Source organism: Agathobaculum hominis (genome assembly GCF_014288055.1).
Lineage (GTDB): Bacteria > Bacillota > Clostridia > Oscillospirales > Butyricicoccaceae > Agathobaculum > Agathobaculum hominis.
Genome location: NZ_JACOPK010000009.1, coordinates 82283 through 107525 on the forward strand (window position 1 = coordinate 82283; position 25243 = coordinate 107525).

Consider the following 25243-nt stretch of genomic DNA (forward strand, 5'->3'; position numbering starts at 1 on the left):
AGAGATAAAAAGCCCCTGCAGCTTGGGAGAACTGCAGGGGCCGATATTGTTCCGCGGTTCGAGCACACACTTTTACGGAGAGAGGGGAAGAACCGCTCTTCGAACCGGAAACAGCTGATGAATTTGTGTCCGCCGCTCGCTTACGATGCAACGAGGTTCGGCAGGAAGTAAACGACCTGCGGGAAGATCGTTACGAGAACGACAACCGCAATGATGATCAGAATGAATGGGATAACGCCCCTGTAGATCTCCTGTATCTTGACCTCAGGCGGCACGATGCCCTTGATGTAGAACAGCGCGAAGCCGAACGGAGGCGTCATGAAGCAGGTCTGAAGCATGACTGCCGTAACCGCTACGATCCACAGACGGTCGAAACCGAACATATCCATGATCGGCAGGAAGATCGGGAATACGATCATAACGATGCCGAGCCAGTCGAGGAACATGCCCATGACGAATACGATCGCCATCATGATCGCGAACGCGCCCCACTTGCCGATGCCGACGCTGGAAATCCAGGTCGCGATCAGCTGGTCGCCGTCGAGCGACATGAAGATGCCGGTGAAGGCCGACGCGCCGAACAGGATGATGAATACCATCGCAGAGGTCTTTGCAGTGTCGATGAGCGAATCATACAGCATCTTGAAGCTGAACTGCTTGTAGAAGATCGCGAGGATGAGCGAGAACAGCGCGCCGACGCCTGCTGCCTCGGTCGGGGTCGCCCAGCCGGTGAAGATCGAACCCAGTACGCCGACGATCAGGATGACCGGCGGGATCAGGTTGACGAGCGAACCGGTAATGCGCTCCCCCAGCGGCATGGCTGCCAGCTCCTCTGCACTCATCGCCGGACCGTAATCCGGATGGATGTGGCAGATGACGAACACATAGATCATGTAGAACAGCGACAGGACAAGACCCGGAACGATCGCGGCGAAGAAGATCTTGCCGACAGATACGTTCGCGTAGGAGCCCATCGAGACGAGCATGATGGACGGCGGAATGAGAATGCCGAGCGAGCCGCCGGCACAGACCATGCCGCACGCCAGAGACGGCTTGTAGCCGCACTTGAGCAGAACCGGTACGGACAGCATGCCCATCGTAACAACGGACGCGCCGACGATGCCGGTCGTGGCGGCGAACACCGTGGAAACCACGATGACCGCCAGACCGAGACCGCCCTTCAGAGGACCAAGCAGGTAGCGAATGGAGAGGAACAGACCATCCGCAACCTTGGAATGTGTCAAAAAGTTAGCCATAAGTACGAACATCGGGATCGCGACCATGGAATAGCTCTGCATCTGGTCGTAGACCTTGGTCATGGCGATCGTGATGCCCGGGCCGCCCCAGGCGAGATAGCCGATGACAACACCGGCGCCGCCGAGGACGAACGCAAGCTCCTGACCGGCCGCAAGACCGATGATCATAATCAGAAAGAGTACGCCAAGCAGGATCGCGCTGAGCTGAGTTGCACCAACGCCGGACTGCGTGACAAGATTGGTCAGCATTTCCATCATGCCGCGTCGCCTCCCTTCGTGTCTTCCGCGCCGGTTGCGGACGCGATGATGCCGTTTACGCACCTCAGCATTTCAGAGATGCCCTGCAGCGCGAGCAGCGTCATGCCGACAAAGAGAGCGAGCTTTACCGGCCATGCCGGCGGCGCCCAGACCGAGTAGCCGCGCTCACCGGATACATAAGAGCGGATGAAGAAGCCGAAGCTCTCGGGCACGAGAACGAATACGAACGGTACGAAGAACACCAGATAGGTAATCAGGTGCAGGATGTTCTGCGCGAGCGGCTTCAGCCTTGCATAAAGCACATCGACCGCAACGAAGGCTTTTTTCTGGAAGCCATAAGCACAGACCATGATAATATAGCAGCCGAACGTCATGCAGATGACGTCCATCGTCCAGATCTGCGGACTATGGAACAGTCGTCTCAGCACGACCTCGGTCACGATGACGGCGAGAATGCCCAGAACGGCGAACGAAGCAATTCGGCCGATCCAGTCATTGACGAGGTCGATCGTGTCGCAGATGCGTTTGATCACTTTCATTTTTCTTTACACCTCATCTTGGAACTGATGGTCCGCGCCGCGCTTTCGGGTCAGGCGCGGACCATATAACCGGTTACTTTGCGGAATCGTCGTAGTTGAAGCCCCAGCCGTAGTCACCGAGCATTGCGCGGTAGGTATCGGCTTTTTCACGATAATCCTTCATCGAGCTGTAAACCATGTTGAAGTTCTCGTTCTGAGCGGCCTCTTCCTCGTATACCTCGCGGCAGGTGTTGCGGATGGTGTTCCAGTCATCCTGATTCATCTCGGTAACGATGCAGCCGTCCTCCTCGAGCATCTTCTTGGTGCTCTCGAAGTCCATCCACAGGTAACGGGACAGCTGCTCGCTGGTGCAGATCTCAGCTGCCATCTGGATAGCGTTCTGATACTCCTCGGGGAGCTGATTCCATGCATCCTTGTTGATCATGACGCCGTTAACGCCGCCGGACTGATACCATGCAGGCGAGCACCAGTACTTTGCGACCTCCTGCAGCTTGAGGGAGTCGTCCGAACACGGAGTGGAGAACTCGCCGCCGTCGATAACGCCGCGCTGCAGGGACTCATACAGTTCGCTTGCCGCAACGGTGGTGATGTTGATGCCGAGCTTTTCCGCCGCGCGGCCTGCCATGACGCCGCCCAGACGGATCTTCATGCTCTGCATATCCTTGATCGAGGTGATCGGCCTGGTCGAGCGGATACCGGACTCAGCGTGGTTGATCATGATCGGGAAGTAGGTCATGTTGTACTTGCCGTACATATCCTGATAGCACTGAAGGCCGCCGCCCTGCGTGATCCAGATATAGTAGTCCATGCCGGTAAAGTTATCCATCGTGGTGGAAAGCAGCTCAAAAGCGGTATCCTTGCCGCTCCAGTAGCCGCCCCAGTCGCCGCCGCACTGGATGGTGCCGTTCTGAACGTAATCGAACAGCTGATTTGCTGCGCACAGCGAGCCCTCCGGATAGTTCGTGATGGTGAATCGGCCGTCGGTCAGCTGGCTTACCAGTTCGGAGAAGCGCTCGTCACAGGTAAAGTGGATGTTGCCGTCGCCCCAGGTGGAACCCATCTTCCAGGTAACGACCGGCAGATCGCTGCTGCCTCCTGCTACCGCGTTGGCGTTGGCCGCATCCATCATGCCGCTGTCTGCCGCGCTGCCGCAGCCGGACAGACCGAGCGTTGCTGCGCCGATCGCACCGCAGAGCAGGCTTGCCATCAATCTCTTGACTTTCATCTTTTTTAGCCTCCTTGCACTTTTTCCCCGAGGGGTCATCCCCTCGAATATCTATCGAAACGCCTCCCCTTCGGGCGTTATCGAACAGAGGTAGGACACAAAGAGGCGTTTTCTCAGTCGGATTCGTCCGAGAGCGCGCGCACCCGGCGCACGACCTCCTTCTGTGTCTCGGAAAGGTGTTCATAGAGCGGCTGCGCCGCATCGCGGAACAGCTCGGTCTGCTCTTCGCTGAGCAGAGCCATGTAGCAGCCGCTGCGCGAGGCACGCAGCATTGCCTTGACCTCCGCACCCTGCCAGTGAGCGCGCTGCCACGAGGCCGCCTCGGCCGCACACTGCAGGAGCAGCTGCTGTTCCTCGGGCGAGAACTCCGCCCATGTCTCCGAGGACGCCACGAGCACATCCGCATTGTACGAATGACGGTCGTAGGTCCAGTACGGTGCGAGCAGGTAATAGCCGCTGTCCACGTAGGTAGGGAGCGTGCTTTCCGCGCCGTCGATGCGGTGGGTGCGCAGGGCGAGCGCAAACTCGTCCGGCGGCAGCGTTACCGCCACCGCGCCCCACTGCGGGATGATCTGCTGCATCTGCGAGGAATCCTCCGTGCCGAGCCGCAGGCCCTGCATGTCGTCGAGTCCGGTGATCGGCTTGTCCGTCGTGAAGAAGCAGCGGTATCCGGCGTAGAAATAGCTCAGACCGGTCAGGCCCTGCTCCTCAAGCGAGTCCATCGCATCCGCCCCCACATCCCCGTCGAGGACGCGGAACAGATGCTCATCCGAGGTGTACTCATAAGGCAGCTGAAGCGCCGAAAGCTGCGGCGCATAGGCTGCGGCCGCCGAGAGCGGTGTGCGCACGAAGTCGATGCCGCCGTAAACGCACTGCTCGAGCGCCGAAGCATCCGTGCCGAGCTCGTTTTCAAAGCTCGGGATGATCTGTATCGCGCCGCCGCTTTCCTTTTCGACCAGCGAACAGAACCGCTCGCACGCCTGATTGGCGAGGTGGTTCGCGCTCTGGCCGCTCGCAAGGCGGTAATACCGGATTTCTGCCGTCTCCCCGCCGCGTCCGCAGCCGCAGAGCAGCAGGAGCAGCAGGAGCGCCGGCACGCGCCGAAGGCTGTTATTCATCTTTCCATCTCCTATTATAAATCAAAGGACAAAACGGGTAGTATCGTAAATATTTGCAGTATGACAGGGAAAAAGACGGCAAGCGAAAAATTTGCGTCCGTCTTTTTGTGTATTCTGCACAATGTTTTTCCGTTATTTTAACCTTCCGAGGCAATCACAGCCGGCTCCGGTAATCGGTCGGCGTACAGCCGCAGTGACGCTTGAACACCTTGGTGAAGTAATTCGCGTCCGTGTAGCCGACACGCGGCGCGATCTCGCGCACCGGAATATCCGTCTGCCGCAGCAGCTCCTCCGCTCTCTCGATGCGGTAGGAAGTCAGATATTCGAGGAAGGTGCGGTTGTAGGCCGTGCGGAAAAAGCGCGAGAAGTAAAACGAGCTCATGCCCATCGCCTCCGCCGCCTCCTCGAGCGAAATGTCCTGCATGTAATGATTGGCGAGCCAGACCGAAAACTGCGCGCAGAACGGATTTTCCGAGCGCTCCTCCCTGTGCTCCTGCTTTTCGGTCAGCAGGCCGAGCTTTTGCAGGCAGGCGTTGATCTGCGCGGAGTCAAACGGCTTGAGCAGATAATCTGCGCCGCCCGCGCGCATCGCGCCCACCGCATAGTCAAAGCGGTCGAACGCGGTCAGAAAGACGATATGCGTCTCCGGCAGCGCCTCATGGATGATCGCCGCGGCATCCAGACCGGTCATTACCGGCATTTCGATGTCCATCAGCACCAGCTGCGGACGGATGCGCCGCGCCATGTCCACCGCTTCCCTTCCGTTCGCCGCGCCCTCGATGAGGGCGTCCGCACCGAGCAGCCGGCGCAGATGGCCGGTCAGATTCTGTAAGCTGAGCGGCTCGTCCTCCGCGATCAGTACCTTTATCATGTTTGGTCGTCTCCCTTCATGGACAGGATAATGCGGGCGGTCGTACCCAGACCGATGCAGCTTGCAATACGGAACGCGCCGCCCGAAAGCTCGATGCGCCCCGCGATGTTTTTCAGACCGATGGACGGTCTGCCCTTCTTTTCCGACTCGGAAACCGCGCTCCCCGTCCGGAAGCCGCCGCCGTTGTCCGTGATGCGGATGACGCAGCGGTCACCCTCGCACTGTGTCACGATGCGGATGCGGCCGCCCTCGCCGCGCGAGCGCATGCCGTGCACGATCGAGTTCTCCACCAGCGGCTGCAAGGTGAATTTCGGTATCATGCAGCTGTCGCAGCGTGCGTCGCAGTCCATTTCGAACGAAATTCGTTCACCGAAGCGAAGCTCCTGGAGCGAAATATAGTCGCGCAGCAAGTCGACCTCGCGTGCGAGCGTTACGACGCTGTCGTCGTGGTCGAGCGTATAGCGGAAGAAGTTTGCAAGACGCACGACCATATCGCCCGTCACGCTCGCCCGTTCGATACCGGCAACGTTTGAGATGCTTTGCAGCGTGTTGAACAGAAAATGCGGATTGATCTGACTCTGGAGCTGCGCGAAGCGGCTCTGCTCGATCAGCTGGCGCAGACGCGCCGCCTCGCTCTCCTGATGGCGGAGCGATTTTTCCAGCTGCGCCTCGCCCTCGAGCGCATGGATGGTCCGCGCGACCTGATGCTTGAGGTGGTTGAACGAATCCGCCAGCATGCCGATCTCGTCCGTTCGTGCATAATGAAAATCGCCCATGTCGTATTCGCCCTCCGCAACGCGCCGCGCGCCGCGGCTCATCTGCTGTACCGGCAGCAGCAGGCTGCGCGCATAGTACAACATTGCCGCCGCGAACAGCACGCTGCCGAGCGCCGCCGCGATGGTGAACACAATATTCTGCGAAGACGAGCGCTTGCCGAGGTTCAGATAGCTGTCGCGGCCTTCCATGAGGAAGTCATCCATCAGACGGTCGGCGTACTGCGTGAGGTATTCGCCCTGCGCGCGCAGCTGCTCATATTCGTCCGCGTCAAACGTTCCGCCGCGCAGGCCGGTCAGGAAGATCTTCTGCCGCGCGCGGTAGCTCTTCATCATGCGGCCGATGACCTGCCGCAGCACCTCGCCGTCCCGTCCTCCGGCGCTCGCCGTTGTCCGCAGCCGCTCCCACACGAGCGACGTGTTCTGCACCGCGTCCGCGTAGTCCTCGAGCTCCACCGAGCCGGGCGCCGCAAACGTCATTTCGCCGAGCAGCGACATTTCGTTTTCGACCGCGTCCATGTAGTCGGTACACAGCACATATTCCGAGAGAATGCGGTCGCTTTCCTTGCGGTAGGCGTAAAAATCGTTCAGGAGCAGACCCACTACAAGCAGGATCGGGATGACGAACGTGCAGCTGAGCACGATCGCCTTGTTCAGTATGGAAAGGCCGGCCCACCGGCGCCGCAATGCAAGCATAATTTTCAGTCCTTTTCACAAAAACGCATCAGCAGTTTTATGCAGTATCCATCCTAATGCTGTCGAAAAGCTTCTTTTTTTCGTCAGTCTGTGTTCTGACGAACGCAGGACACGAATCGTCCGAAAGTATAAACACTGAGGCACACGCCTCCGGTTTTTATGCAGCCGCGAAGCTGCTGCTTTTCTTGCGCGACTGAAGGCTTTATCGACAGGCTGTATTCAGCTTACCCCATTTTTTCCATCTTGTAAAGATAAAAACGCGCAAATAAAAAACGCCCGCATTCATTGGGGCGTCTTCGAAAAAGGTTTAAGGAGAGACAGGAGAGAGCACAGAGAAAATGTGCGTCTGCACTCTCTCCTGCAAAGGTTTTATACTCTTGTGACTTTTTTGACCCATTTCCAGCTGTGCAGGCGGATGCCGACCGGGATAGCCTTGTAAAGCTGATCCCATTTCAGCAGGAAGAACACGGCGACCGGAGGGCACTTCCACCAGAACGCCGCCATCGCGGAGAACGGCACGATGATGCACCACATGCTGACGAGGTTCATCTTCGCGCTGAACGCGGTGTCGCCGCCGCCGCGGATGATGCCGTTATCGCACGCCATCTGATAGGAGGTGCCGACCGTGGTGATGGCGAGCACGAGCATGAACTGACGGGACAGGCGGTAGGCGTTTTCGGTCAGAGTGCCGCCGAAGGCCGCAAGGATGGGGCCGCGCAGCAGGAAAATCGCAAGTCCCGAGCACAGTCCGATGGAAATGAACAGTACCTGGAGCGTTGTGACGAGCGGATGCAGCTTTTTCTCGTTGTCCTCACCGATCGTGCGGCCGACCACAATGCCCGCCGCACTCGCCGCGCCGTAGCAGACGACCGAGAGCACCTGATAGACCTGTACCGAGATCGCGTTCGCCGCCGTAACGTCGCCGCCGAGATGACCCAGAATACCGGTCTGAACCATCTGCGCCACGCCCCAGAGCGCCTGATTGATGAGTACCGGGAGCGAGACCTTCATGTAATCGTGCACATAGCTCGTGTCGATGTGCAGCAGCTTGCGGAGATTGAGATTGAGCACGTTTTCCCTGTACTTGAGGAACCAGATAACGATGATCAGCTCGACACAGCGCGCGATCAGCGTTGCGCACGCCGCGCCGCGCACGCCCATCTCCGGAAAGCCGAGATTGCCGTAGATCAGCAGATAGTTCAGGCATACGTTGATGACGAGCGTCGAGCCGGAGATCATGTAGCCGATCCTGACCACGCCGATCGAACGCAGCGACGCGACAAGGATATTCGTGATGGTGAAGATGACGTAGGTATAGCGGATGATGCTGAAATATTTCGCGCCCTCCGCGATGACTGCCGGGTCGTTCGAGAGCAGGCTCAGGATCTGGTTCGGCCAGCCGAATACGAGGATGAACAGCAGCACTGCGAGCGCGCCGCCGAAGCGCAGCGCCACACCGATGATGTGCGGAATGGGCTCGAGCTTTTTCCTGCCCCAGTACTGCGAGCCCATAACGACCGCGCCCTCGCCCGCGCCGACGACCAGCATCTGGAGCAGGAACTGGATCTGGTTGCACAGACTGACGCCGCCCATCGCGTTCTGGCTGTAACGTCCGAGCATGAGCGTATCCATCATGTTGACGCCGTAGGTCAGCAGATTCTGCAGCGCCAGAGACAGCGCTAAAATCATAAACGACTTATAAAACGTCTTTTCCTTTATCATAGCATATTCCCCCAAACCATCCGGCGAAAGAACGGGTTTTGCAGGATTTTTCTTTCTGCACCCCTCGTATTCTCCTTCGGATGTTTCCTTATTAAGATATTACCGAAAATTCATGCCATTGACAATAACAAAACACTGCAATCTATTTATATTTTGTGCTATAATGACAGCAATCACAAAAAGGAGGCTGCCGTCATGAAGGTCACAGAAGAAGCCGGGGTGCTCGCGCGTTCAGAGCGCTTCTTTGCCACCCCCGGCACGGTCGCGCGCGGACTGTTCTACTACATCACGCGCGCCGGGCATTATTACTACGATGAAAATTATGATTTCCGCGACAACTGCGAGATCGCGCATCTCGAAAGCCACCGCAACTTCTATCTGCTCTATGTGCGCGCCGGGACGATGTACGTCCGCACCGACCACGAATTTTCGGTCGAGCGCGGACAGGCTGCGCTCGTGGACTGCCGCAGACCTCACCGCTTTTTCACGCACAGTGACGCAGAAGCGCTCTGGCTGCACTTCGACGGAGCGAACTCGGGCGCATTTTTCGAGCAGATCATCGCCTTTCACGGTGGCAGACAGGTGTTCACGCCTGCCGCCGCGCTGCATCTCGAGCAGGAGCTTGCGCAGCTCATCCTCGGCCTGCGGACCGGCGAAACCAGTGAGGTCGAGCGCTCGCAGGCCCTGTACCGCATTCTGTGCGGCCTGCTCCTGCCGCAGCGCGCGCACAGTCCCGCAGAAAACGACGCAGTCGCGCAGGCTGTGCGCTTCATCGACAGCCATCTGACCGAGGAGCTCCCGGTCCGCAGCATCGCCGCGCACGTCAACCTCAGTACATCGCATTTCTCGCGCATTTTCCGCGCCTCGACCGGCTTTTCGCCGCATGAGTATATCATGCTCCACCGTATCGACGAGGCGAAATCGCTGCTGCACTCGACCGGCCTTTCGGTCAGCGAGATCGCGTTCCGCGTGGGATTTCGGAGCGAGGTCAATTTTATCGCGGCATTCCGCTCGAAAACCGGCCAGTCCCCCACCCAGTTTCGAAACAATCTGCTGTAAACTGCAAAAGAAAGGGAGAGCACAGCTATTTCCGTGCTCTCCCTTTCGTTTTATGGTCTCAGTCCTCGTTCTCCTCAGCCATGCCGACAAGCTGGCACAGCGTCATAAGGCTGTCCGACAGATGTACATTCTCGACCGGAACACCGAGTCCCTCCAGATGCAGATCCTCGCCCGTGAAGTTCCACAGGCCGCGGATGCCGCGCTCGACCAGACTGCGCGCGATCGCCGGCGCGTTGCCGCGCGGGATGGTCAGCACCGCAACATCCGGGTGGAGTTCGTCGATATAGTGGTCAAGCTCTTTTGCGTCCCTCACCTCATAGCCGCCAAAGCTGCGGCCGATCAGCTCCGGACTGGCGTCGAATGCACACAGCAGCTCAAAGCCGCTCGCAGAGAAATTGAAGTTGTTGAGCAAGGCGCGGCCGAGGTTGCCGGCGCCCAGAAGAATCGCCGTGCGTCCTGCGCGCAGGCCCAGGATCGCGCCGAGCTCCTCCTGCAGCTTTTCGATATTGTAGCCGTAGCCCTGCTGACCGAAGCCGCCGAAGCAGTTGAAATCCTGCCGGATCTGCGACGCCGTCAGCCCCATCCGCTCGGCCAGTGCGCGCGAGGAGATGCGCTGCGCGCCTTCGGCTTTCAGCTCGCAGATGTTGCGATAATATCGCGGTAAACGCTGAATTACCGCTTTAGATACCTCTTGCCTGTGTTCCACCGTCTCTCCCCTCTCTTCGTTATTTTCTTCCTTTGCTTCCGAGAATGCGCACGTGCCCTGCAAACTCCCTCCGCAAGGCACGCACCACTGTTATCAACTTGGATTAAAGCTTTGCGATCGTCTCGAGAACGTAATCCGTGAACTCCTGTGCGGTCGCACCGGTATCGCGGCCGGTCACAACGACCTTGCGCTCCTCAACCATGCAGATGTCGAGCGCACGGTCGAGCTTTTTCGCCAGCTCGATCTCACCGATATGCTCGAGCAGCATGACGGCTGCACGCAGCACGGAGGACGGGTCGGCATACTTTGCGCGGCCTTCCTTGACCATGCGCGGTGCAGAGCCGTGGATGGCCTCGAACATTGCGTAGCGCTTGCCGATATTCGCCGAGCCTGCGGTACCGACGCCGCCCTGGATCTCAGCTGCCTCGTCGGTGATGATGTCGCCGTACAGATTGGGCAGGACAACGACCTTGAAGTCGCGGCGGCGCTTGTCGTCGAGCAGCTTTGCGGTCATGATGTCGATGTACCAGTCGTCAAAAACAACCTCCGGGTACTCTGCGGCAACCTTCTGGCAGGTATCAAGGAACTTGCCGTCGGTGGTCTTGATGATATTCGCCTTGGTGACGCAGGAAACGCGGTTCTTGCCGGTCTTGCGCGCATAATCAAAGGCCAGACGCGCGATGCGCTCGCAGCCCTGCGAGGTCGCAACGGTGAAGTCGATGAACAGATCGTCGTCGATCTGCACGCCCTGCGAGCCGACAGCGTAGCCGCCCTCGGTGTTCTCGCGGTAGAACGTCCAGTCGATGCCGAGCTCCGGAACCTTTACCGGACGGACGTTCGCGAACAGGTCGAGACCCTTGCGCATGGCAACGTTCGCGGACTCAACGTTCGGCCACGGATCGCCCTTGCGCGGGGTCGTGGTGGGGCCCTTCAGGATAACATGGCACTGCTTGAGCTGCTCCATGACGTCGGGCGGAATCGCACAGCCGAGCTCGGCGCGGCGCTCGATGGTCAGGCCGTCGATGACGCGGAACTCGACCTTGCCGGCCTTTACCTTGTCTGCGAGCAGAACCTCAAGTGCGTGCTGCGCCATGCCGGTGATCATCGGGCCGATGCCGTCGCCGCCGCACACGCCGATGATGAGCTTGTCGAGCTTGGAATAATCAATAAAATCGTCCTGCGCCTTCATATCCATGATACGCTTGCGCTGGCTCTCTACTACTGCTTCAAATTTATCCAGAACAGACTGGTCGATAGACATTGGGTTGTCCTCCTGTCGCATTGATATTATTTTAACAAATTAACGTCATTCTGTCAAGGCGGACCGGACAGACATTCTCTCCTGTCCGCCGCCCCGGTTTCAGCTCTTACTTGTTCGCCTGCTGACGCGCGTAGAGCAGCGTGCCGCCCGCGAGCAGCGCATGGCGCTGACGCTCGGAGACCTCGCAGTCTGCCTTGAAGGTCCTGCCGCCGCAGACGACCGTGACCTGCTCGCCGTTCTTTACTTCCTCGAGAACGTTCGGCAGAGAGATCTCGTCGAGCAGATTGATCGCATCGTAATCCGCCGGATCTGCGAAGGTCAGCGGAATAATGCCGGAGTTGACCAGATTTGCCTTGTGGATGCGCGCGAAGGACTTGCACAGGACAGCCTTGACGCCCAGATACAGCGGAACGAGCGCCGCATGCTCACGGGACGAGCCCTGACCGTAGTTTGCGCCGCCGACGATGATGCCGCCGCCCTGCTCCTTGCAGCGGGACGGGAAATCCTTGTCCACGTTGATGAAGCAGTAGTTGGAGTAGAACGGGACGTTCGAGCGGTACGGGAGCAGCTTCGCGCCGGCCGGAAGGATATGGTCGGTGGTGATGTTGTCCTCGGTCTTGAGCACGACCTTGCCGGTATAGGACGCCTCGAGCGCCTTGCCGAGCGGGAACGGCTTGATGTTCGGGCCGCGGACGACCTCGACCTCAGCCGGATTTTCCGCCGGCTTTACGATCATGTTGTCGTTGATGACGAAATGCTCAGGCATCTCGATCTCCGGCATCTCGCCGAGCGTGCGCGGATCGACCAGATGACCTGCCAGAGCGGACGCCGCCGCGACCTCCGGGGAGACGAGATAGATCTTCGCGTCCTGCGTGCCGGAGCGGCCCTCAAAGTTGCGGTTGAAGGTACGCAGGGAAACGCCTGCGGACTCCGGGGACTGACCCATGCCGATGCAGGGGCCGCAGGCACACTCGAGAATACGCGCACCGGCGGAAATGATGTCGGAAAGCGCGCCGTTCTGCGCGAGCATGTTGAATACCTGCTTGGAGCCCGGGCTGATGGTCAGGGAAACGTTCGGGTCGACGGTCTTGCCCTTGAGGATCGCCGCGACCTTCATCATATCATAATAGGAAGAGTTGGTGCACGAGCCGATGCAGCACTGGTTGATCGGGATCTCACCGATCTCCGTGACCTTCTTTACGTTGTCCGGCATATGCGGCATCGCTGCGAGCGGCTCGAGTGCGGACAGATCGACGGTGTACTCCTCGTCGTACTCTGCGTCCGGGTCGGAAGCCAGCGGAACCCATACGTCGCCGCGGCCCTGCGCCTCGAGGAACTTCCTGGTGGCCTCGTCGGACGGGAAGATCGAGGTGGTAGCGCCCAGCTCGGCGCCCATGTTGGTGATAGTCGCGCGCTCCGGCACGGACAAGGTCTTAACGCCCTCGCCCGCATACTCAACGATCTTGCCGACGCCGCCCTTGACGGTCATCTGGCGCAGAACGTCAAGAATAACGTCCTTTGCGGAGACCCACGGAGACAGCTTGCCGGTCAGCGTGACGCGGACCATCTTCGGCATCGGAATGTAATATGCGCCGCCGCCCATCGCGACCGCAACATCCAGACCGCCCGCGCCGAAGGCGAGCATGCCGATGCCGCCGCCGGTCGGGGTATGGCTGTCCGAGCCGATCAGCGTCTTGCCCGGCGCGCCGAAGCGCTCCAGGTGAACCTGATGGCAGATGCCGTTGCCTGCCTTGGAATAATAAATGCCGTGCTTTCTGGCTACAGAACCGATGTATTTGTGGTCATCCGCATTCTCGAAGCCGGACTGCAGGGTATTGTGGTCAATGTAGGCGACCGAACGCTCGGTCTTGACCTGATCGACGCCCATCGCCTCAAACTGGAGATAAGCCATCGTACCGGTCGCATCCTGCGTGAGCGTCTGGTCGATCCTGAGGCCGATCTCCTGCCCCACGACCATCTCGCCGTCTACCAGATGCGCCTTTAAGATTTTCTGCGCGATTGTCATACCCATGTGTACTATTGCTCCTTTTTGTCCCGACGCAGCACGAAACCTCGCTCTGCGCCCCGCCCTCTCATCTCAGGGCAGTCGTTGCGGCTTCCACAGCCTTCTCCACGATGCGCCGCGGCGCACCGTGCCCAAAAGTTTAATATGAAAAAACAGAAGTGGTCGCGCCCTGCGGCAAAGCACAGGACGTAAACCACTTCTATTTTACATCATTTTATGATTTTTGCAAACCCTAATTTACGGGCGTATTTCACAAATCCGCTTTTAGTCTATCGAAAAACTTCGTTTTTCCGACAGTCCGCATTCCGGCTGCGCCGTTTTCCGGGCGTTCCGTCATCCGGGAGCTACGCCGGGTCGCAGATATTGCGTCCGATATCGGCGGTCGGATAGGCGTTCTGAAGCGTGTGGCCGAGGTTGCCGGCGAGATACTCATAGTACGCCTGCGCGCCGATCATGGCGGCGTTGTCGCCGCAGAGCTTAAGCGGCGGCAGGAACAGCCGCGTGTGCGTGCGCTTCGCCATGTCGCAGAGCGCTGCGCGCAGGAAGGAATTCGCCGCGACGCCGCCTGCGCAGACCACATTGCGCGCGTGCGTCTGATGTACCGCCTCCTCGAGGCGCGGCACGAGCGTATGCACGACCGCCGTGCAGAACGAGGCCGCAAGGCCCTCCCGGTCGAGCGTTTCGCCCTTCTGCTCGGCGTTGTGCGCGAGGTTGATGACCGCCGTCTTGAGCCCGGAGAACGAAAAATCGAGCGGCGCATCCTTGATGCGGCTGTCGGGCAGCTTATAGCGCTTCGGGTCGCCGTTCTGCGCGAGCGCGTCGATCTTCGGGCCGCCGGGATAGCCGACGCCGAGCACGCGCGCCACCTTGTCGAACGCCTCGCCCGCGGCGTCGTCGCGCGTGCCGCCGAGGATCTCGAACTCGGTATAGTCCTTGACCATGACGATCTCGCTGTGGCCGCCCGAGGCGATGAGCGTCAGGAACGGCGGCTTGAGCTCGGGATATGCCAGATAGGTCGCGGCGATATGGCCGCGGATGTGATGCACCGGGATGAACGGCTTGTTCATCGCGAACGCGAGCGACTTGCCGAAGTTTGCGCCGACGAGCAGCGCACCGATCAGTCCCGGCGCGCAGGTCGCAGCGACTGCATCCACCTCATGCTTATCCATCTCCGCGTCCGCGAGCGCCTGCTCGGTCACGCGGACGACCGCCTCCATGTGGCGGCGCGAGGCGATCTCGGGCACGACGCCGCCGTAAAGCGCGTGCGTCGCGATCTGCGTGTCGACAACGTTCGACAGCATTTTCCGTCCGTCCTCGATGACGGCGGCCGCCGTCTCGTCGCAGGAGGACTCGATTGCAAGTATTCTCAAGGTTTTCACTCCAGTTTACAGGTTTTTCTCAAAGCAGAGGCAGTTTTCAGCGCCTGCCGGGCTTCCGTAGTAGTCGATCACATGATAGCCGTTTTTTGTGTAGAGTGCGGCGCTGTCCGCAGTCGTGCGCGCGGTCTCCAGAATGGCGTGCGTGAAGCCGTTCGCCCGTGCGTCCTGTTCGAGCGCCGCAATGATCGCGCTCGCGACACCCTGCCGCCGGAACTCCGGCGCGATGAAGATGCGCTTGACCTCGAAGGTCGTTTCATCGATCTGCTTCCACGCGCCGCATCCCGCAGGCGCACCGTCCTTGTATGCAACGATGCGGCAGTTAAACAGATGCGGCAGGTTGTATTTGGCGTAGCGTTTTTCCACATCACCGACGAGCATAAAATAGTACTCATCCAGTCTGGCGGTCAGGCTGTGAAAATCTGTGTTCTCTGCGTCAACAAAGCGAAGCTCCATCATGGCAATTCCTCCTGTTATCCAAAGTTTATCGTCATTAAAAGCGCGTTTTCGGCAGGATTGCTGTAAAAATTTTTTCGGGTCCCGACCGGGGCAAAGCCCGCCCCGGCATACAGCGCGATGGCAGGCGCGTTGCTCTCGCGCACCTCGAGGGTGACGAACGCAAGTCCCTTCTCCTTCGCCCGCGCGATCAGCTCCGCAATGAGCAGCCGCGCAGCGCCCCGCCGCCGAAAATCCGGCGACACGGCAACGTTGGTGATATAACCTTCGTCCAGGACGGTCTGACAGCCGACATAGCCCTGCACCTCCCCGTCCTGCTCCGCGACGAGGAAGATCCCGCCGCCAAGCTCCTCGCGCAGCATTTTCTCGCTCCACGGCGCGTGAAAGCACTGTTTTTCAAGCGCCGCAAGCGCAGGAAGATGCTTCTCCTGCATTTCCGTTATGTTCATCCTGCCAGTCTCCCGATGATGCTCTGCACGCCGGATTTGATCTCAGCCGCCGCGCGGCGGTAGATTTCGAGATCGCCGCCGAACGGGTCGGAAACATCGGCCGGCGTGAGCGTGAACACCTTGTCCGCGCAGTCCGGGAACGCCGCGCACAGGTTGTCATACTGTGCGCCCGTCATGCAGACGAGATATTTCGCCTCGCGTGCAAGCTCGGGCGTCAGCATGCGCGAGCGGTGCGAGGTGATGTCTGCGCCAAGCTCAGCTGCGGCCGTGACCGCGTTCCCGCTCGCCGGAAGACCGTCCGAGGTGTACATTCCGGCGCTCAGCGCCGCAAGTCCGGTCTTTTCCTCGCCGCCCAGCGCGCGGAAGAACCCTTCCGCCATCGGCGAGCGGCACGTGTTGCCCGTGCAGATAAAAACGATCTGATCCATATTGCTTACCTTCTAAATATTTGTCCGTTGTTATTTCGCGTCGTACCAGCTCATGCCGCTTTTGGCTTCCGCCACGAGCGGCGCGTCCATCTGAAAGGCGTTCTCCATCTCCTCGGTGAGGATGCGCGCGGCGATGTCCTTCTCCTTGAGGGGCGCTTCGATAATCAGCTCGTCGTGCACCTGCAAAATCAGATGGCTTTCCAGCCCTTCACGCCTCAGGCGGTCGCGCACACGCACCATCGCGATCTTGATGATGTCCGCAGCCGTGCCCTGAATGGGCGTGTTCATCGCGATCCGCTCGGCGGCCGAGCGGACGTTGAAGTTTTTGCTGTTGATGTCAGACAGCGCACGGCGGCGGCCGAACAGCGTCGTTACATAGCCCTGCTCGCGTGCCGTCTCCTTGATGGTTTCCATATAGTTCTCCACGCCCGGATAGCTGTCCAGATACGAGCGGATGAAGGCCGCAGCCTCCTTTCGGCTCACGCCGATGTCCTGCGCGAGCGAGAAATCCGAAATGCCGTAGACGATGCCGAAGTTGACCGCCTTGCAGGACGAGCGCATCGCGCTCGTGATCTCCTCGATCGGCAGATGGTATACCTTGGACGCGGTCGCGGCATGAATGTCCTGTCCCGTGCGGAACGCGCCGATCATGTGCCTGTCGCCCGAGATATGCGCGAGCACGCGCAGCTCGATCTGCGAATAGTCGGCGTCGATGAGGATATGATCCTTGTCCGGCGCGACGAACATGCGGCGCAGCTCTCGCCCGAGCTCGGTGCGCACCGGAATGTTCTGCAGGTTCGGGTCGGTCGAGGACAGGCGGCCGGTCGCCGTGACCATCTGCTGAAAATGCGTGTGGATACGGTTGTCCTTCGGGTCCGCAACGGAAAGCAGGCCGTCCACATAGGTGCTCTTGAGCTTGGTCAGGCGGCGGTATTCCAGAATGTGTGCGATGATGGGATGGTCCTCGCGCAGGCGCTCGAGCACCTCTGCACTCGTCGAATAGCCGGTCTTGGTCTTTTTCGGAGCCGGCAGTCCGAGCCGCTCGAACAGGATTTCGCCCAGCTGACGGGTGCTGTTCAGGTTGAACTCCGCGCCGGCATCCAGATAGATCTGATCCACAAGATCGCGGATGCGCGTTTCCAGACGTTCGCCGAACGTGCGCAGCGCATCGGGCGCGACAGCGCAGCCTGCGTTCTCCATCTCCGCGAGCACCCGCTCGAGCGGCAGCTCAATTTCGTAATACAGCCGGCGCATGCCGAACTGCTCGATCTTATCGTTCATCTCGCGGAAGATCTCGCGCATCGCGGCGAGATACTGCGCCGCAGAGCGGCCGGTCTCCTCGCGTCCGCCGAGCGGCGAAAGCGCCGCCGGATCGTCCAGATCGAGCGCGGGAAGCATTTCGTTCACGCAGGCGAGCGCGAGCCGCGGCAGGTCGTAGCTCGACTGCGCCGGGTCGATGAGGTAGGCCGCGAGAGCGGTGTCGAACGTGATGCCGCGCGGATCAATGCCGCGGAGCAGCAGATTTTTGATGATGTCCTTCGCGTCGTGCAGCGCGAGGTTCACGCTGCCGTCAAACAGACGCGCGAGCACATCGTTCCATGCGTCCCCCATATCGTCCGCATACAGAAAATACGCCGTGTCCCCGGAAAGCAGGCAGAGCGCACCGAGTGTTTTCCCTGCAAGGACAAAAACGCGGTCCGCCTCGGTCAGCGAGTCGACGAGACCGAACGCCTCGAACGCCGAGGCGATGGTGCAGCGCTCCAGTGCAGGCAGGCGCGGCGCGGCGGCCTCCTCACCCTCCGTCAGACCGAGCTTTCGGATGAACTGGTCGAACTCCAGCCTTGTCAGCAGGCTGTACAGCGCCTCGCGGTCGATCTTCTGTTCGGGCAGATGCGCAACGTCCAGCTCGAGCGGTACATTCCGGTCGATGGTGGCGAGCCAGTAGCTGTCGCGCGCTCCCTGCTCGTCCGCCTGTAATTTGGTGCGCACGCCCTTTTTGATGCGCTCGTCGTCGATATGCTCATAGATACCGTCGAGCGTGCCGAAGTCCGCGAGCAGCTGCTTGGCGCTCTTCTCGCCCACGCCCTTGACGCCGGGGATGTTGTCCGACGAGTCGCCCATGAGCGCCTTGAGGTCGATGAGTCGGATGGGGTCAAAGCCGTATTCCTCGCGGAATTTCTCGGGCGTGTAGCTCGTATACGTCGTCTTGCCGAGGGCGCTCTTGACCAGGCGCACGACCGTTCCGCCGCCGACCAGCTGAAGCGAGTCACGGTCGCCGGTGAGGATGACGCATTCGTCGCCGTTTTCGTTTGCGCGGCGGCTGATCGTGCCGAGCAGATCGTCCGCCTCATAGCCCGCCAGCTCGCAGCGCACGATGCCGAGCGCGTCGAGCACCTCCTTGACGATGGGCATCTGCACGGCAAGCTCCTCGTCCATCGGCTTGCGCGTCGCCTTGTAGGTATCGAATTTCAGATGGCGGAAGGTCTTTTCCTTTACGTCGAAGCATACGACCGTGCGGTCGGGCCGTTCCTCGTCCTGCTGCTTGAAGAGCGTCGAGAGAAAACCGTAGACCGCGTTGGTCGGCGTGCCCTCATGATTGGAGAGCGGCCGGATGCCGTGGTAGGCACGGTTGATTATGCTGTTTCCGTCTATCACCATGATTTTCATGCATTTAAGTCCTCACGTTTCCGAGTTCACCGCAGGCGATCCCCTTCGGCTGTTATCCTTTATTATACCGCATTCCGGCGAAAAAGAAAACCCCCTGCCTTCGTCAGGAAAGCAGGGGGAAAATTTCGCCTTTCAGCGGAACCGGATCAGTCCTCGTCGTCGATCTCGAGGTACTCAGCCAGGTCCTTGAACAGAGCCTTGACTGCTGCCGGATCCTCGTCGTCCTCGAGAACGATCTGAAGCGGCTCGTTCAGGCTGAGCAGGAACATGCCGAGCAGGCTCTTGGCGTCTACCATGCCGCTCTTGCCGTGAATCCAGATGTCGAAGCCGTACTTGGTAACGATCTTGTTGATCTTCTGAATGTCGTCCGTATTCTTTACGCGAATGCCTCTGGTCATTGTAATTTCCTCCTGAATGTAAATCTGGGAAGTTCTTTCACAGACTGCCATACCGCAGTCCCCTTTTTGCTGATTACATTATAGCATAAAACCGGAGAAAGAAAAGTGGTTTTTCGAAAATCCGTGTATTTTCAGCATTTCCGAACCGAAATCTTTTCTCTCTCCGATTTTATTATGCACTTTCTACAAACAGGTTTCTTCCAGTTTGGTTACTCTGACGAAGTATCAGCCGAGAGAGTCCGAGCGCGTCACCATGATGTCGCCGTCTGCGGTCGCGGCGTTCGCGTAGGGGTCGGCTGCCAGCTTCTCCGCCGCCGGGCGGTACTTCTCAACGATGCTCGTCGGGAAGCTGTCGTACGGGTAGGATATCTCATAGTAGTTACAGCCGTCCCCCACCGCCGGGGTGACGTTTACGCGGGCGTTGTCCTTGAAGGAAATCAGGTCGTAGAAGTCGCTGTTACCATACATCCGCATCGTACCGGTCGCTACCGCGTCCTTGAGGAGCGCCGCGATGTCCGCGCGGTCGGTCACGTTGAGGCCGACCCACGTATCCTCGCCGGGAACGTAGAAGTCCAGTTCAACCTGCGACACGGTATCCGGGGCGATGGACTGCGGCTCAAGGCCGAAATACTTCTTGATGAGCGCAAGCGTCTTGACGTCGCGGTCGGTCACAATGCCGTTCGCGTAGTTGTTCGCTTCGGCGTCGGTCGTAATGTTGAACGACATGACTGGCTTGGCAAGCTCGGTGTAGGTCAGGCGCTCCTCGCGCAGCGTCTTTACGATTTCGGCGGCCTTTTCGCCGTCGGTGATGGTCTCGCTGTTGTACTTCAGCTGATTGACGCAGAAGGTCATGTCGGTGACACGGGCGTTATCGAGGTCGAGGTCGTACAGCGAGCTGGATTTGAGCTTGTACTCGGACGAGCCGTAGACCTTGTTCAGCAGGCTGCGCACCTCTTCGCTTACCGGCAGCTTGTAGCTGCGCGTCTTGACCGTGCCGTTCTGCATGGCAAACTGCAGCGAATGGCTCTCCAGAAATGCGGTTCCGGTATCGTTCGAGTCCGCGTTCAGCGTCGCCTCGCGGCCGATTTCCGCCAGACGGCAGAGCGCCGCGATATTTTCCTTTTCGGTCAGTTCCGCCGCGGAGTCGCCGTAGTCGATCAGACCGGCGGACGCGACCTTGCTCTCGTCCGGGAGCCAGCGGTCGTAGCCGAGAACGTCCTTCTGCATGCCGACCATGAGCAGCGCCGTCACCGCAAGGATGGCGAGCATCTGCACCGGATGCTTGACGAGCGCACGGAGGTCGAACGCATAGATGACCTCGATGATGCAGTGGAACAGCACCGTGCCGAACACCAGTCCCGGCCACAGCCAGAACTTGCCGCCGATCAGGCGGAAGCCGATGGCGAACGCCGTGCCCATGACGATGCACATGAACGCCTTGACCGGCAGACGGAGCGGACGGAACGCCAGCGCCGTGCCCGCGCGTTCGCTCTTTCTGCGGCGGAAGGCAAAGACGCCGAGCGCAATGATAAAGAGCGCCGCCGCGGCGTACTCCGCGAGCAGCATATACGCAGGCTTACCGGCGCGGATGAAGTTATCCGCAAGACCGGAGCCGTAGTTCGCGCCGTTGACCATAAAATAGGTGGCGGCCGGGCTGAGACGCAGATGATTAAACAGGTCGCTGTAGCTTATGCTGTCGTAGGTCTTGCAGTACAGGCTCAGCAGACCCTCGTGCATCATCTGAATCGCGAGCGGCGCGAGATAGACCCACAGCTGAAGCAGCAGCGCGATAATCGTGTTGCCGCAGAGGATGGTCGAAAGTGCGCTCATCGCGTACATCAGCAGGAAAAAGAGGATGTCGCAGAGTATGACACCGAGGTACGTACCGACAGAAACCGCTTCTCCGAAGCCCATCGCGTGCGCACACACGAGCGTCAGCACGCGGAGCACCAGATACGGCGCGATAACGCACACCGCACCGGTTACGAAATTCACAAGATACAGCTTTTCGCGCGAAACCGGCAGGCTGTGGTAAAAGTCCACCTTGCGCTTGTCGTGCAGATAGGCGAACATCGCCGTGCCGGCCACAACGGCAAGCAGGATAACGGCGAGCTTTACGAGCGCGTTCTCGCCGCCGATGTAAATCGCTGCGTCCGCCAGACTGGATTTCCAGCTCTGCGCAAGCTCAGACGCTCTCGCGCCATCGACAATCATACCCTTGCGGTTCTCCAGCGCCTGCTGCATATTCATCAGCGAGGGCAGGAGCATGGAAACCACGAATGCGAGCGTCGAGAGAACGACCGCCCACAGGCTGCGGCGCACGCCGTCGCGCACCAGTCCCTTAGAAGAGGAGCTTCTTGACATCATAGCCTGCCACCTCCGTTTCATTGATAAAGATTTCCTCGAGCGTCAGCGGCAGAAGCTCGCAGAACGTCGGGTTCATCTTGTTGATCTTCGCCATCAGCTCGTCGCGTTCGCCGCGTGCGGTAATGGTGTAGAGCGAGCCGCGCTGCTCCTTCTTGAGCAGGTCGAAGCCGTTCCATGCGTCCTCGGGCAGCGGTGCGCCGAAGATGCACTGTACCTTATACATACCGAGCTTCATCTCGTCGAGGTCGCGCGAGAACAGGATGCCGCCGCGATGCAGCAGACCCACATGGTCGCAGATGTCCTCCAGCTCGCGCAGGTTGTGGCTCGCGATGACCGGCGTCAGACCGCGCTCCGCGACGTCCTCCGCGAACAGGCTCTTGACCGCCTGACGCACGACCGGGTCGAGTCCGTCGAACGTTTCGTCGCAGAACAGGTAATCCGTTCCGCTGCACACGCCGCAGATGACCGAGACCTGCTTTTTCATGCCCTTGGAGAACGTGCGGATCTTGCGCGTCTCGTCGAGTCCGAAGGCGCTCATCAGCTTGAAGTAGCGCTGCTCGTCGAATTTGTCGTAAAAGCGACGGTAGTAGTTTTTCATGTCCTGCGGCGTGCTGTTCGGGAAAAAGAACTGCTCATCCGAGATGAAAAAACAACGGTTCTTTACCGCGGTGTTCTCAAAGACCTTCTCTCCGTCGATCCAGACCTCGCCCTCATCCGGCGCCAGAATGCCCGCGAGCATGCGCAGGAAGGTCGATTTGCCGGCGCCGTTCGAGCCGATCAGTCCGTAGACCGAGCCGTTCTGAACCTCCGCGCAGATGTGATCGACCGCCGTGATGTCGTCAAAACGCTTGGTTGCGTTATCCGCTTTGATCATTTGCTATCCTCTCCTTTCTGCGTCACCCACGCAGTCAGCTGCGCGTCATCCGCACCGAGCGAGCGGGCCTTGCCGGCGAGAGCCGTCATTTCGGCCCTCACCTCGCGCAGCCGCTCCTCGCGTCTGTCCCCCACGTCCGAGACGAAGTTTCCCCGTCCCTTGGCGGCGTAGATCACGCCGCGCCGTTCGAGCTCTCCATATGCGCGCTGGATCGTATTCGGGTTGATCGAAAGCTCCATCGCAAACTGCCGCACACTGGGCAGCTGCGTTTCTGCCGGCAAAGCCCCACGCAATGCCAGCTCTTCGATGCCGTCCGCCACCTGTTCGTAGATAGGCCGTCCGTCCCGATAGTCGATTTTTACCATTCTGCGCGCCTCCTTCCTTTCATCGCCGAAGCGGTGTATTAACTGTACTGTGTGTCTTAGTACAGTTAGAATATATCATACACCGCGCCCCTTGTCAAGCAGAATTTGAAAATTTTCACCCTCTGCCGAGAGTAAGCGGTTCCGCCGATACAGCGGCGAAGCCGGTGGAGGCGAAAAACGCCCTATCTCAGGGTGCGAAGAGTGGCCGCCTTCGGCGGCGAGGGATTGTCGGTACCCACCGACAGGGGCAAAAGGGGACAGGACACCAGGCATGGTTTCCTGTCCCCTCTTGACTCCCCTTACCTTCCTTTGCGCTGACACATCGGAGATGTGCAGCGAAACGGGGGTTACGGGGGCTCGGTTCCGTGCGTCGGGCAGATTTTGGAACGCTGTTATGCCCTGAGGTTAACTTGCGTTATCCGCCGCGCATAACAGTGCGCGGCCAGACAGTGCAGGGCGTTAGATTGGCGCTGCGAAAAGCTCCGCTTCCATCAAGGATATACCCTTGGAGCAACAAACGCCCCTGTGGGCCCCTCGCATTTAGCCGCGCAACCGAAGGGCGTCGCGGCTTAAAGGAGGGTTTGGGGGAGTCAAGAGGGGGCAAGGGAACCATACGGTGCCCTTGCCCCCTTTTGCCCCCCGCCGTGGGCACGGCGTCCCCCGGCCGCCGAAGGCGGACACTGTCCACGCTCACTTTGAGCGTAAAGTCGCCTCCAGCGGCAAGCCGCTGTATCGGCGGAAAGGTTTACCCTCTGCTGACGGTATAGTAAAAGGCGCTTTGCGGCGGTCTTTCTTGACAAGCAATGCTTTCCGCTTTATCATTAAAGCAAAGAAAAAGAGCAGGAGACATTTTTACCATGGTTCATTTTAACAACGACTGGGACGAGGTCCTCGCCGGTGAATTCGATCAGGAATACTACAAGCGCATCCGCTATTTCCTCAAGCAGGAATACGCCGAGCAGACCGTCTATCCCCCGATGGAATACATCTTTAACGCACTGCGTCTGACCCCCTACTCCTCGGTCAAGGCGGTCATTCTCGGCCAGGATCCCTACCACGGCCCCGGTCAAGCGCACGGTCTGTGCTTTTCCGTTCAGCCGGGCGTCAAGGTTCCGCCCAGCCTTCAGAACATCTACAAGGAGCTCAAGAGCGACCTCGGCATCGAGCCGCCAAAGGACGGCACGCTCACCAAATGGGCGAAGCAGGGCGTTCTGATGCTCAACACCACGCTCACCGTCCGCGCCGGACAGGCGAACAGCCATAAAAATCTCGGCTGGACGACGTTCACCGACCATGTCATCGAAAAGCTGAACGATCACGAAAAGCCGATCGTTTTCCTGCTCTGGGGCGGCAACGCGCGCAGCAAGGCCAGGCTCATCACCGCGCCGCAGCATCTTGTGCTCGAGGCGGCGCACCCCTCCCCGCTCTCCGCGTACAACGGCTTTTTCGGCTGTCATCACTTCTCCATGTGCAACGACTATCTGAAAAGCTGCGGTCTCACGCCCATCGACTGGGATCTCAACACGCCGTGATCAGCGGTCGAACGCACCCGCTCGATCGAGCACGACAAGCACGCGCAGCATTTCCTCGCTGAGGGCGAGCTTCCCGTCTGTGCCGCGCAGAAAATCGCCCGAAAGCAGCTTATCCACCGTCCCTCTGCCCCATTCAGGGACGCTTTCCGCGGTATCGTAAACCGTTTTCGCCTGTGCGATCAGCTGTTTTACCTGTTTTTCGGTCATATTTTTCTCCTTTGTGAGCTGGATCAAACCTGCCTTGAACGACTGCCATGCTGCCGCGTCCTCGACGAACGGCGCAGGGCAGTTTTTGTGTGTCACATCATAATGCCGCACGACGTTTGCGAGAGGAATATCGTACTTTTTCATGAGATAACGCACAAAATTCCGCGCGTTTTTCACGGTCTCAGGCGCAAAATAATACTTTTCGCCCTGTTTTCGGCTGCAAAGCTCGATGCCGAGGCTGTTCGCATTGCGGCAGTACGGATGGAAATACATCCCTCTCGTACCGCAGTGCCACGCGATGTCCTTTTCGCGCACCGACTGCCAGATCTCCTTCTCATCCACGAAAAAGTGCGCGGACACGCCCGGCGCTTCCCTTGCGAAGTAATCCGCGTTGTTTTTCGCGGTATCGCCGTCGTTCGCCGTAAAATGGATGACGAGATAGCGGATATCCGCCGCCGAGCGGTCGGAAACACGGTAATTTTCTGCCCGCGCCGCCTTGAACTGTGTGTTCATGCTTCAGTTCCTTCCTTTCCGCAGGAAAATACCCCTGCATATATATGCCGGTTCGGGGCGAAAATTGACCTCAAACGGTCAAGCGGAATGGAAAATTTTCA

The 25243-nt window shown here is 59.3% G+C and carries 22 protein-coding genes; 2 read left to right on the forward strand and 20 right to left on the reverse strand.

Annotation, left to right across the window (positions count from 1 at the left end):
• Nucleotides 1-140: 140 nt before the first annotated feature.
• The 7 genes from H8S02_RS10190 to H8S02_RS10220 form a co-directional block, all read right to left on the reverse strand.
• The gene (locus H8S02_RS10190) at nucleotides 141-1514 is read right to left on the reverse strand and encodes a TRAP transporter large permease (protein WP_207722110.1); all 1374 of its coding nucleotides are present in this window, start codon (nucleotides 1512-1514) and stop codon (nucleotides 141-143) included.
• The gene (locus H8S02_RS10195; protein ID WP_186970418.1) at nucleotides 1511-2053 is read right to left on the reverse strand and encodes a TRAP transporter small permease subunit; all 543 of its coding nucleotides are present in this window, start codon (nucleotides 2051-2053) and stop codon (nucleotides 1511-1513) included. Before H8S02_RS10195 ends, H8S02_RS10190 begins: the two co-directional genes overlap by 4 nt.
• 73 nt (nucleotides 2054-2126) lie before the next feature.
• A complete protein-coding gene (locus H8S02_RS10200) occupies nucleotides 2127-3278 on the reverse strand; it encodes a TRAP transporter substrate-binding protein (protein WP_186970419.1) in 1152 nt (383 codons plus the stop codon).
• A 113-nt stretch (nucleotides 3279-3391) separates the two neighbouring features.
• Nucleotides 3392-4396, reverse strand: coding sequence for a TRAP transporter substrate-binding protein DctP (gene dctP / locus H8S02_RS10205; RefSeq protein ID WP_186970420.1), 1005 nt, complete (start codon nucleotides 4394-4396; stop codon nucleotides 3392-3394).
• A gap of 154 nt (nucleotides 4397-4550) precedes the next feature.
• Nucleotides 4551-5267 (reverse strand): response regulator transcription factor, encoded by a 717-nt coding sequence (locus H8S02_RS10210; protein WP_186970421.1) that lies wholly within the window; start codon nucleotides 5265-5267, stop codon nucleotides 4551-4553.
• Nucleotides 5264-6736, reverse strand: coding sequence for a sensor histidine kinase (locus tag H8S02_RS10215; protein ID WP_186970422.1), 1473 nt, complete (start codon nucleotides 6734-6736; stop codon nucleotides 5264-5266). Before H8S02_RS10215 ends, H8S02_RS10210 begins: the two co-directional genes overlap by 4 nt.
• Nucleotides 6737-7105: 369 nt before the next feature.
• The gene (locus tag H8S02_RS10220; protein ID WP_186970423.1) at nucleotides 7106-8458 is read right to left on the reverse strand and encodes an MATE family efflux transporter; all 1353 of its coding nucleotides are present in this window, start codon (nucleotides 8456-8458) and stop codon (nucleotides 7106-7108) included.
• Nucleotides 8459-8653: 195 nt separating this feature from the next.
• Here H8S02_RS10220 and H8S02_RS10225 point away from each other — a divergent pair, with 195 nt between their 5' ends.
• Nucleotides 8654-9517: an AraC family transcriptional regulator gene (locus H8S02_RS10225; protein WP_186970424.1), complete on the forward strand. Its 864-nt coding sequence runs from the start codon at nucleotides 8654-8656 to the stop codon at nucleotides 9515-9517.
• Between the two features lie 58 nt (nucleotides 9518-9575).
• On the opposite strand, the gene H8S02_RS10230 is transcribed toward H8S02_RS10225, so the two are convergent.
• The 12 genes from H8S02_RS10230 to H8S02_RS10285 all read right to left on the reverse strand — a co-directional run bounded on the left by H8S02_RS10230 (nucleotide 9576) and on the right by H8S02_RS10285 (nucleotide 22890).
• Entirely contained in the window at nucleotides 9576-10223 is a 648-nt protein-coding gene (locus H8S02_RS10230) for a redox-sensing transcriptional repressor Rex (RefSeq protein WP_186970425.1), read from the reverse strand.
• A 103-nt stretch (nucleotides 10224-10326) separates the two neighbouring features.
• Nucleotides 10327-11484 carry an isocitrate/isopropylmalate family dehydrogenase gene (locus H8S02_RS10235; protein ID WP_118686405.1) on the reverse strand — a complete coding sequence of 386 codons (1158 nt, stop codon included), beginning with the start codon at nucleotides 11482-11484 and terminating at the stop codon, nucleotides 10327-10329.
• Between the two features lie 106 nt (nucleotides 11485-11590).
• Nucleotides 11591-13516 carry an aconitate hydratase gene (locus H8S02_RS10240; protein WP_186970426.1) on the reverse strand — a complete coding sequence of 642 codons (1926 nt, stop codon included), beginning with the start codon at nucleotides 13514-13516 and terminating at the stop codon, nucleotides 11591-11593.
• Between the two features lie 338 nt (nucleotides 13517-13854).
• Nucleotides 13855-14880, reverse strand: a complete 1026-nt coding sequence (gene tsaD, locus H8S02_RS10245) for a tRNA (adenosine(37)-N6)-threonylcarbamoyltransferase complex transferase subunit TsaD (RefSeq protein WP_186970427.1) — start codon at nucleotides 14878-14880, stop codon at nucleotides 13855-13857.
• A 15-nt stretch (nucleotides 14881-14895) separates the two neighbouring features.
• The gene (locus tag H8S02_RS10250; RefSeq protein ID WP_186970428.1) at nucleotides 14896-15345 is read right to left on the reverse strand and encodes a GNAT family N-acetyltransferase; all 450 of its coding nucleotides are present in this window, start codon (nucleotides 15343-15345) and stop codon (nucleotides 14896-14898) included.
• Between the two features lie 14 nt (nucleotides 15346-15359).
• On the reverse strand, nucleotides 15360-15791 hold the full coding sequence (gene rimI, locus H8S02_RS10255) for a ribosomal protein S18-alanine N-acetyltransferase (RefSeq protein ID WP_243166494.1): 432 nt from the start codon (nucleotides 15789-15791) through the stop codon (nucleotides 15360-15362).
• Nucleotides 15788-16219 carry a low molecular weight protein arginine phosphatase gene (locus tag H8S02_RS10260; protein ID WP_186970429.1) on the reverse strand — a complete coding sequence of 144 codons (432 nt, stop codon included), beginning with the start codon at nucleotides 16217-16219 and terminating at the stop codon, nucleotides 15788-15790. The genes rimI and H8S02_RS10260 overlap by 4 nt, the downstream gene beginning before the upstream one ends.
• 30 nt (nucleotides 16220-16249) lie before the next feature.
• Nucleotides 16250-18886, reverse strand: a complete 2637-nt coding sequence (gene polA, locus H8S02_RS10265) for a DNA polymerase I (RefSeq protein WP_186970430.1) — start codon at nucleotides 18884-18886, stop codon at nucleotides 16250-16252.
• Between the two features lie 146 nt (nucleotides 18887-19032).
• Nucleotides 19033-19284 carry an HPr family phosphocarrier protein gene (locus H8S02_RS10270; RefSeq protein ID WP_118686412.1) on the reverse strand — a complete coding sequence of 84 codons (252 nt, stop codon included), beginning with the start codon at nucleotides 19282-19284 and terminating at the stop codon, nucleotides 19033-19035.
• 225 nt (nucleotides 19285-19509) lie between these two features.
• Entirely contained in the window at nucleotides 19510-21651 is a 2142-nt protein-coding gene (locus tag H8S02_RS10275) for a hypothetical protein (protein WP_186970431.1), read from the reverse strand.
• Nucleotides 21626-22525 (reverse strand): ABC transporter ATP-binding protein, encoded by a 900-nt coding sequence (locus H8S02_RS10280; protein ID WP_186970432.1) that lies wholly within the window; start codon nucleotides 22523-22525, stop codon nucleotides 21626-21628. Before H8S02_RS10280 ends, H8S02_RS10275 begins: the two co-directional genes overlap by 26 nt.
• On the reverse strand, nucleotides 22522-22890 hold the full coding sequence (locus H8S02_RS10285) for a GntR family transcriptional regulator (protein WP_118686415.1): 369 nt from the start codon (nucleotides 22888-22890) through the stop codon (nucleotides 22522-22524). Before H8S02_RS10285 ends, H8S02_RS10280 begins: the two co-directional genes overlap by 4 nt.
• 857 nt (nucleotides 22891-23747) lie before the next feature.
• Between H8S02_RS10285 and ung the strand changes: the two genes are divergently transcribed.
• Entirely contained in the window at nucleotides 23748-24422 is a 675-nt protein-coding gene (gene ung / locus H8S02_RS10290) for a uracil-DNA glycosylase (RefSeq protein ID WP_186970433.1), read from the forward strand.
• Here ung and H8S02_RS10295 read toward each other — a convergent pair whose 3' ends face one another.
• Nucleotides 24423-25142, reverse strand: a complete 720-nt coding sequence (locus H8S02_RS10295; RefSeq protein WP_186970434.1) for a peptidoglycan recognition protein family protein — start codon at nucleotides 25140-25142, stop codon at nucleotides 24423-24425.
• Nucleotides 25143-25243: the final 101 nt, after the last annotated feature.

Bases quoted from the DNA above. Each gene is read 5' to 3' on its own strand.
- dctP (WP_186970420.1), bottom strand. From the start codon at position 4,396: ATGAATAACAGCCTTCGGCGCGTGCCGGCGCTCCTGCTGCTCCTGCTG.
- H8S02_RS10270 (WP_118686412.1), bottom strand. From the start codon at position 19,284: ATGACCAGAGGCATTCGCGTAAAGAATACGGACGACATTCAGAAGATC.
- H8S02_RS10285 (WP_118686415.1), bottom strand. From the start codon at position 22,890: ATGGTAAAAATCGACTATCGGGACGGACGGCCTATCTACGAACAGGTG.
- H8S02_RS10275 (WP_186970431.1), bottom strand. From the start codon at position 21,651: ATGATGTCAAGAAGCTCCTCTTCTAAGGGACTGGTGCGCGACGGCGTG.
- H8S02_RS10220 (WP_186970423.1), bottom strand. From the start codon at position 8,458: ATGATAAAGGAAAAGACGTTTTATAAGTCGTTTATGATTTTAGCGCTG.
- H8S02_RS10240 (WP_186970426.1), bottom strand. From the start codon at position 13,516: ATGGGTATGACAATCGCGCAGAAAATCTTAAAGGCGCATCTGGTAGAC.
- H8S02_RS10295 (WP_186970434.1), bottom strand. From the start codon at position 25,142: ATGAACACACAGTTCAAGGCGGCGCGGGCAGAAAATTACCGTGTTTCC.
- H8S02_RS10210 (WP_186970421.1), bottom strand. From the start codon at position 5,267: ATGATAAAGGTACTGATCGCGGAGGACGAGCCGCTCAGCTTACAGAAT.
- rimI (WP_243166494.1), bottom strand. From the start codon at position 15,791: ATGAACATAACGGAAATGCAGGAGAAGCATCTTCCTGCGCTTGCGGCG.
- H8S02_RS10215 (WP_186970422.1), bottom strand. From the start codon at position 6,736: ATGCTTGCATTGCGGCGCCGGTGGGCCGGCCTTTCCATACTGAACAAG.
- H8S02_RS10190 (WP_207722110.1), bottom strand. From the start codon at position 1,514: ATGATGGAAATGCTGACCAATCTTGTCACGCAGTCCGGCGTTGGTGCA.
- H8S02_RS10250 (WP_186970428.1), bottom strand. From the start codon at position 15,345: ATGATGGAGCTTCGCTTTGTTGACGCAGAGAACACAGATTTTCACAGC.
- H8S02_RS10260 (WP_186970429.1), bottom strand. From the start codon at position 16,219: ATGGATCAGATCGTTTTTATCTGCACGGGCAACACGTGCCGCTCGCCG.
- polA (WP_186970430.1), bottom strand. From the start codon at position 18,886: ATGAAAATCATGGTGATAGACGGAAACAGCATAATCAACCGTGCCTAC.
- H8S02_RS10280 (WP_186970432.1), bottom strand. From the start codon at position 22,525: ATGATCAAAGCGGATAACGCAACCAAGCGTTTTGACGACATCACGGCG.
- H8S02_RS10200 (WP_186970419.1), bottom strand. From the start codon at position 3,278: ATGAAAGTCAAGAGATTGATGGCAAGCCTGCTCTGCGGTGCGATCGGC.
- H8S02_RS10195 (WP_186970418.1), bottom strand. From the start codon at position 2,053: ATGAAAGTGATCAAACGCATCTGCGACACGATCGACCTCGTCAATGAC.
- H8S02_RS10235 (WP_118686405.1), bottom strand. From the start codon at position 11,484: ATGTCTATCGACCAGTCTGTTCTGGATAAATTTGAAGCAGTAGTAGAG.
- H8S02_RS10225 (WP_186970424.1), top strand. From the start codon at position 8,654: ATGAAGGTCACAGAAGAAGCCGGGGTGCTCGCGCGTTCAGAGCGCTTC.
- ung (WP_186970433.1), top strand. From the start codon at position 23,748: ATGGTTCATTTTAACAACGACTGGGACGAGGTCCTCGCCGGTGAATTC.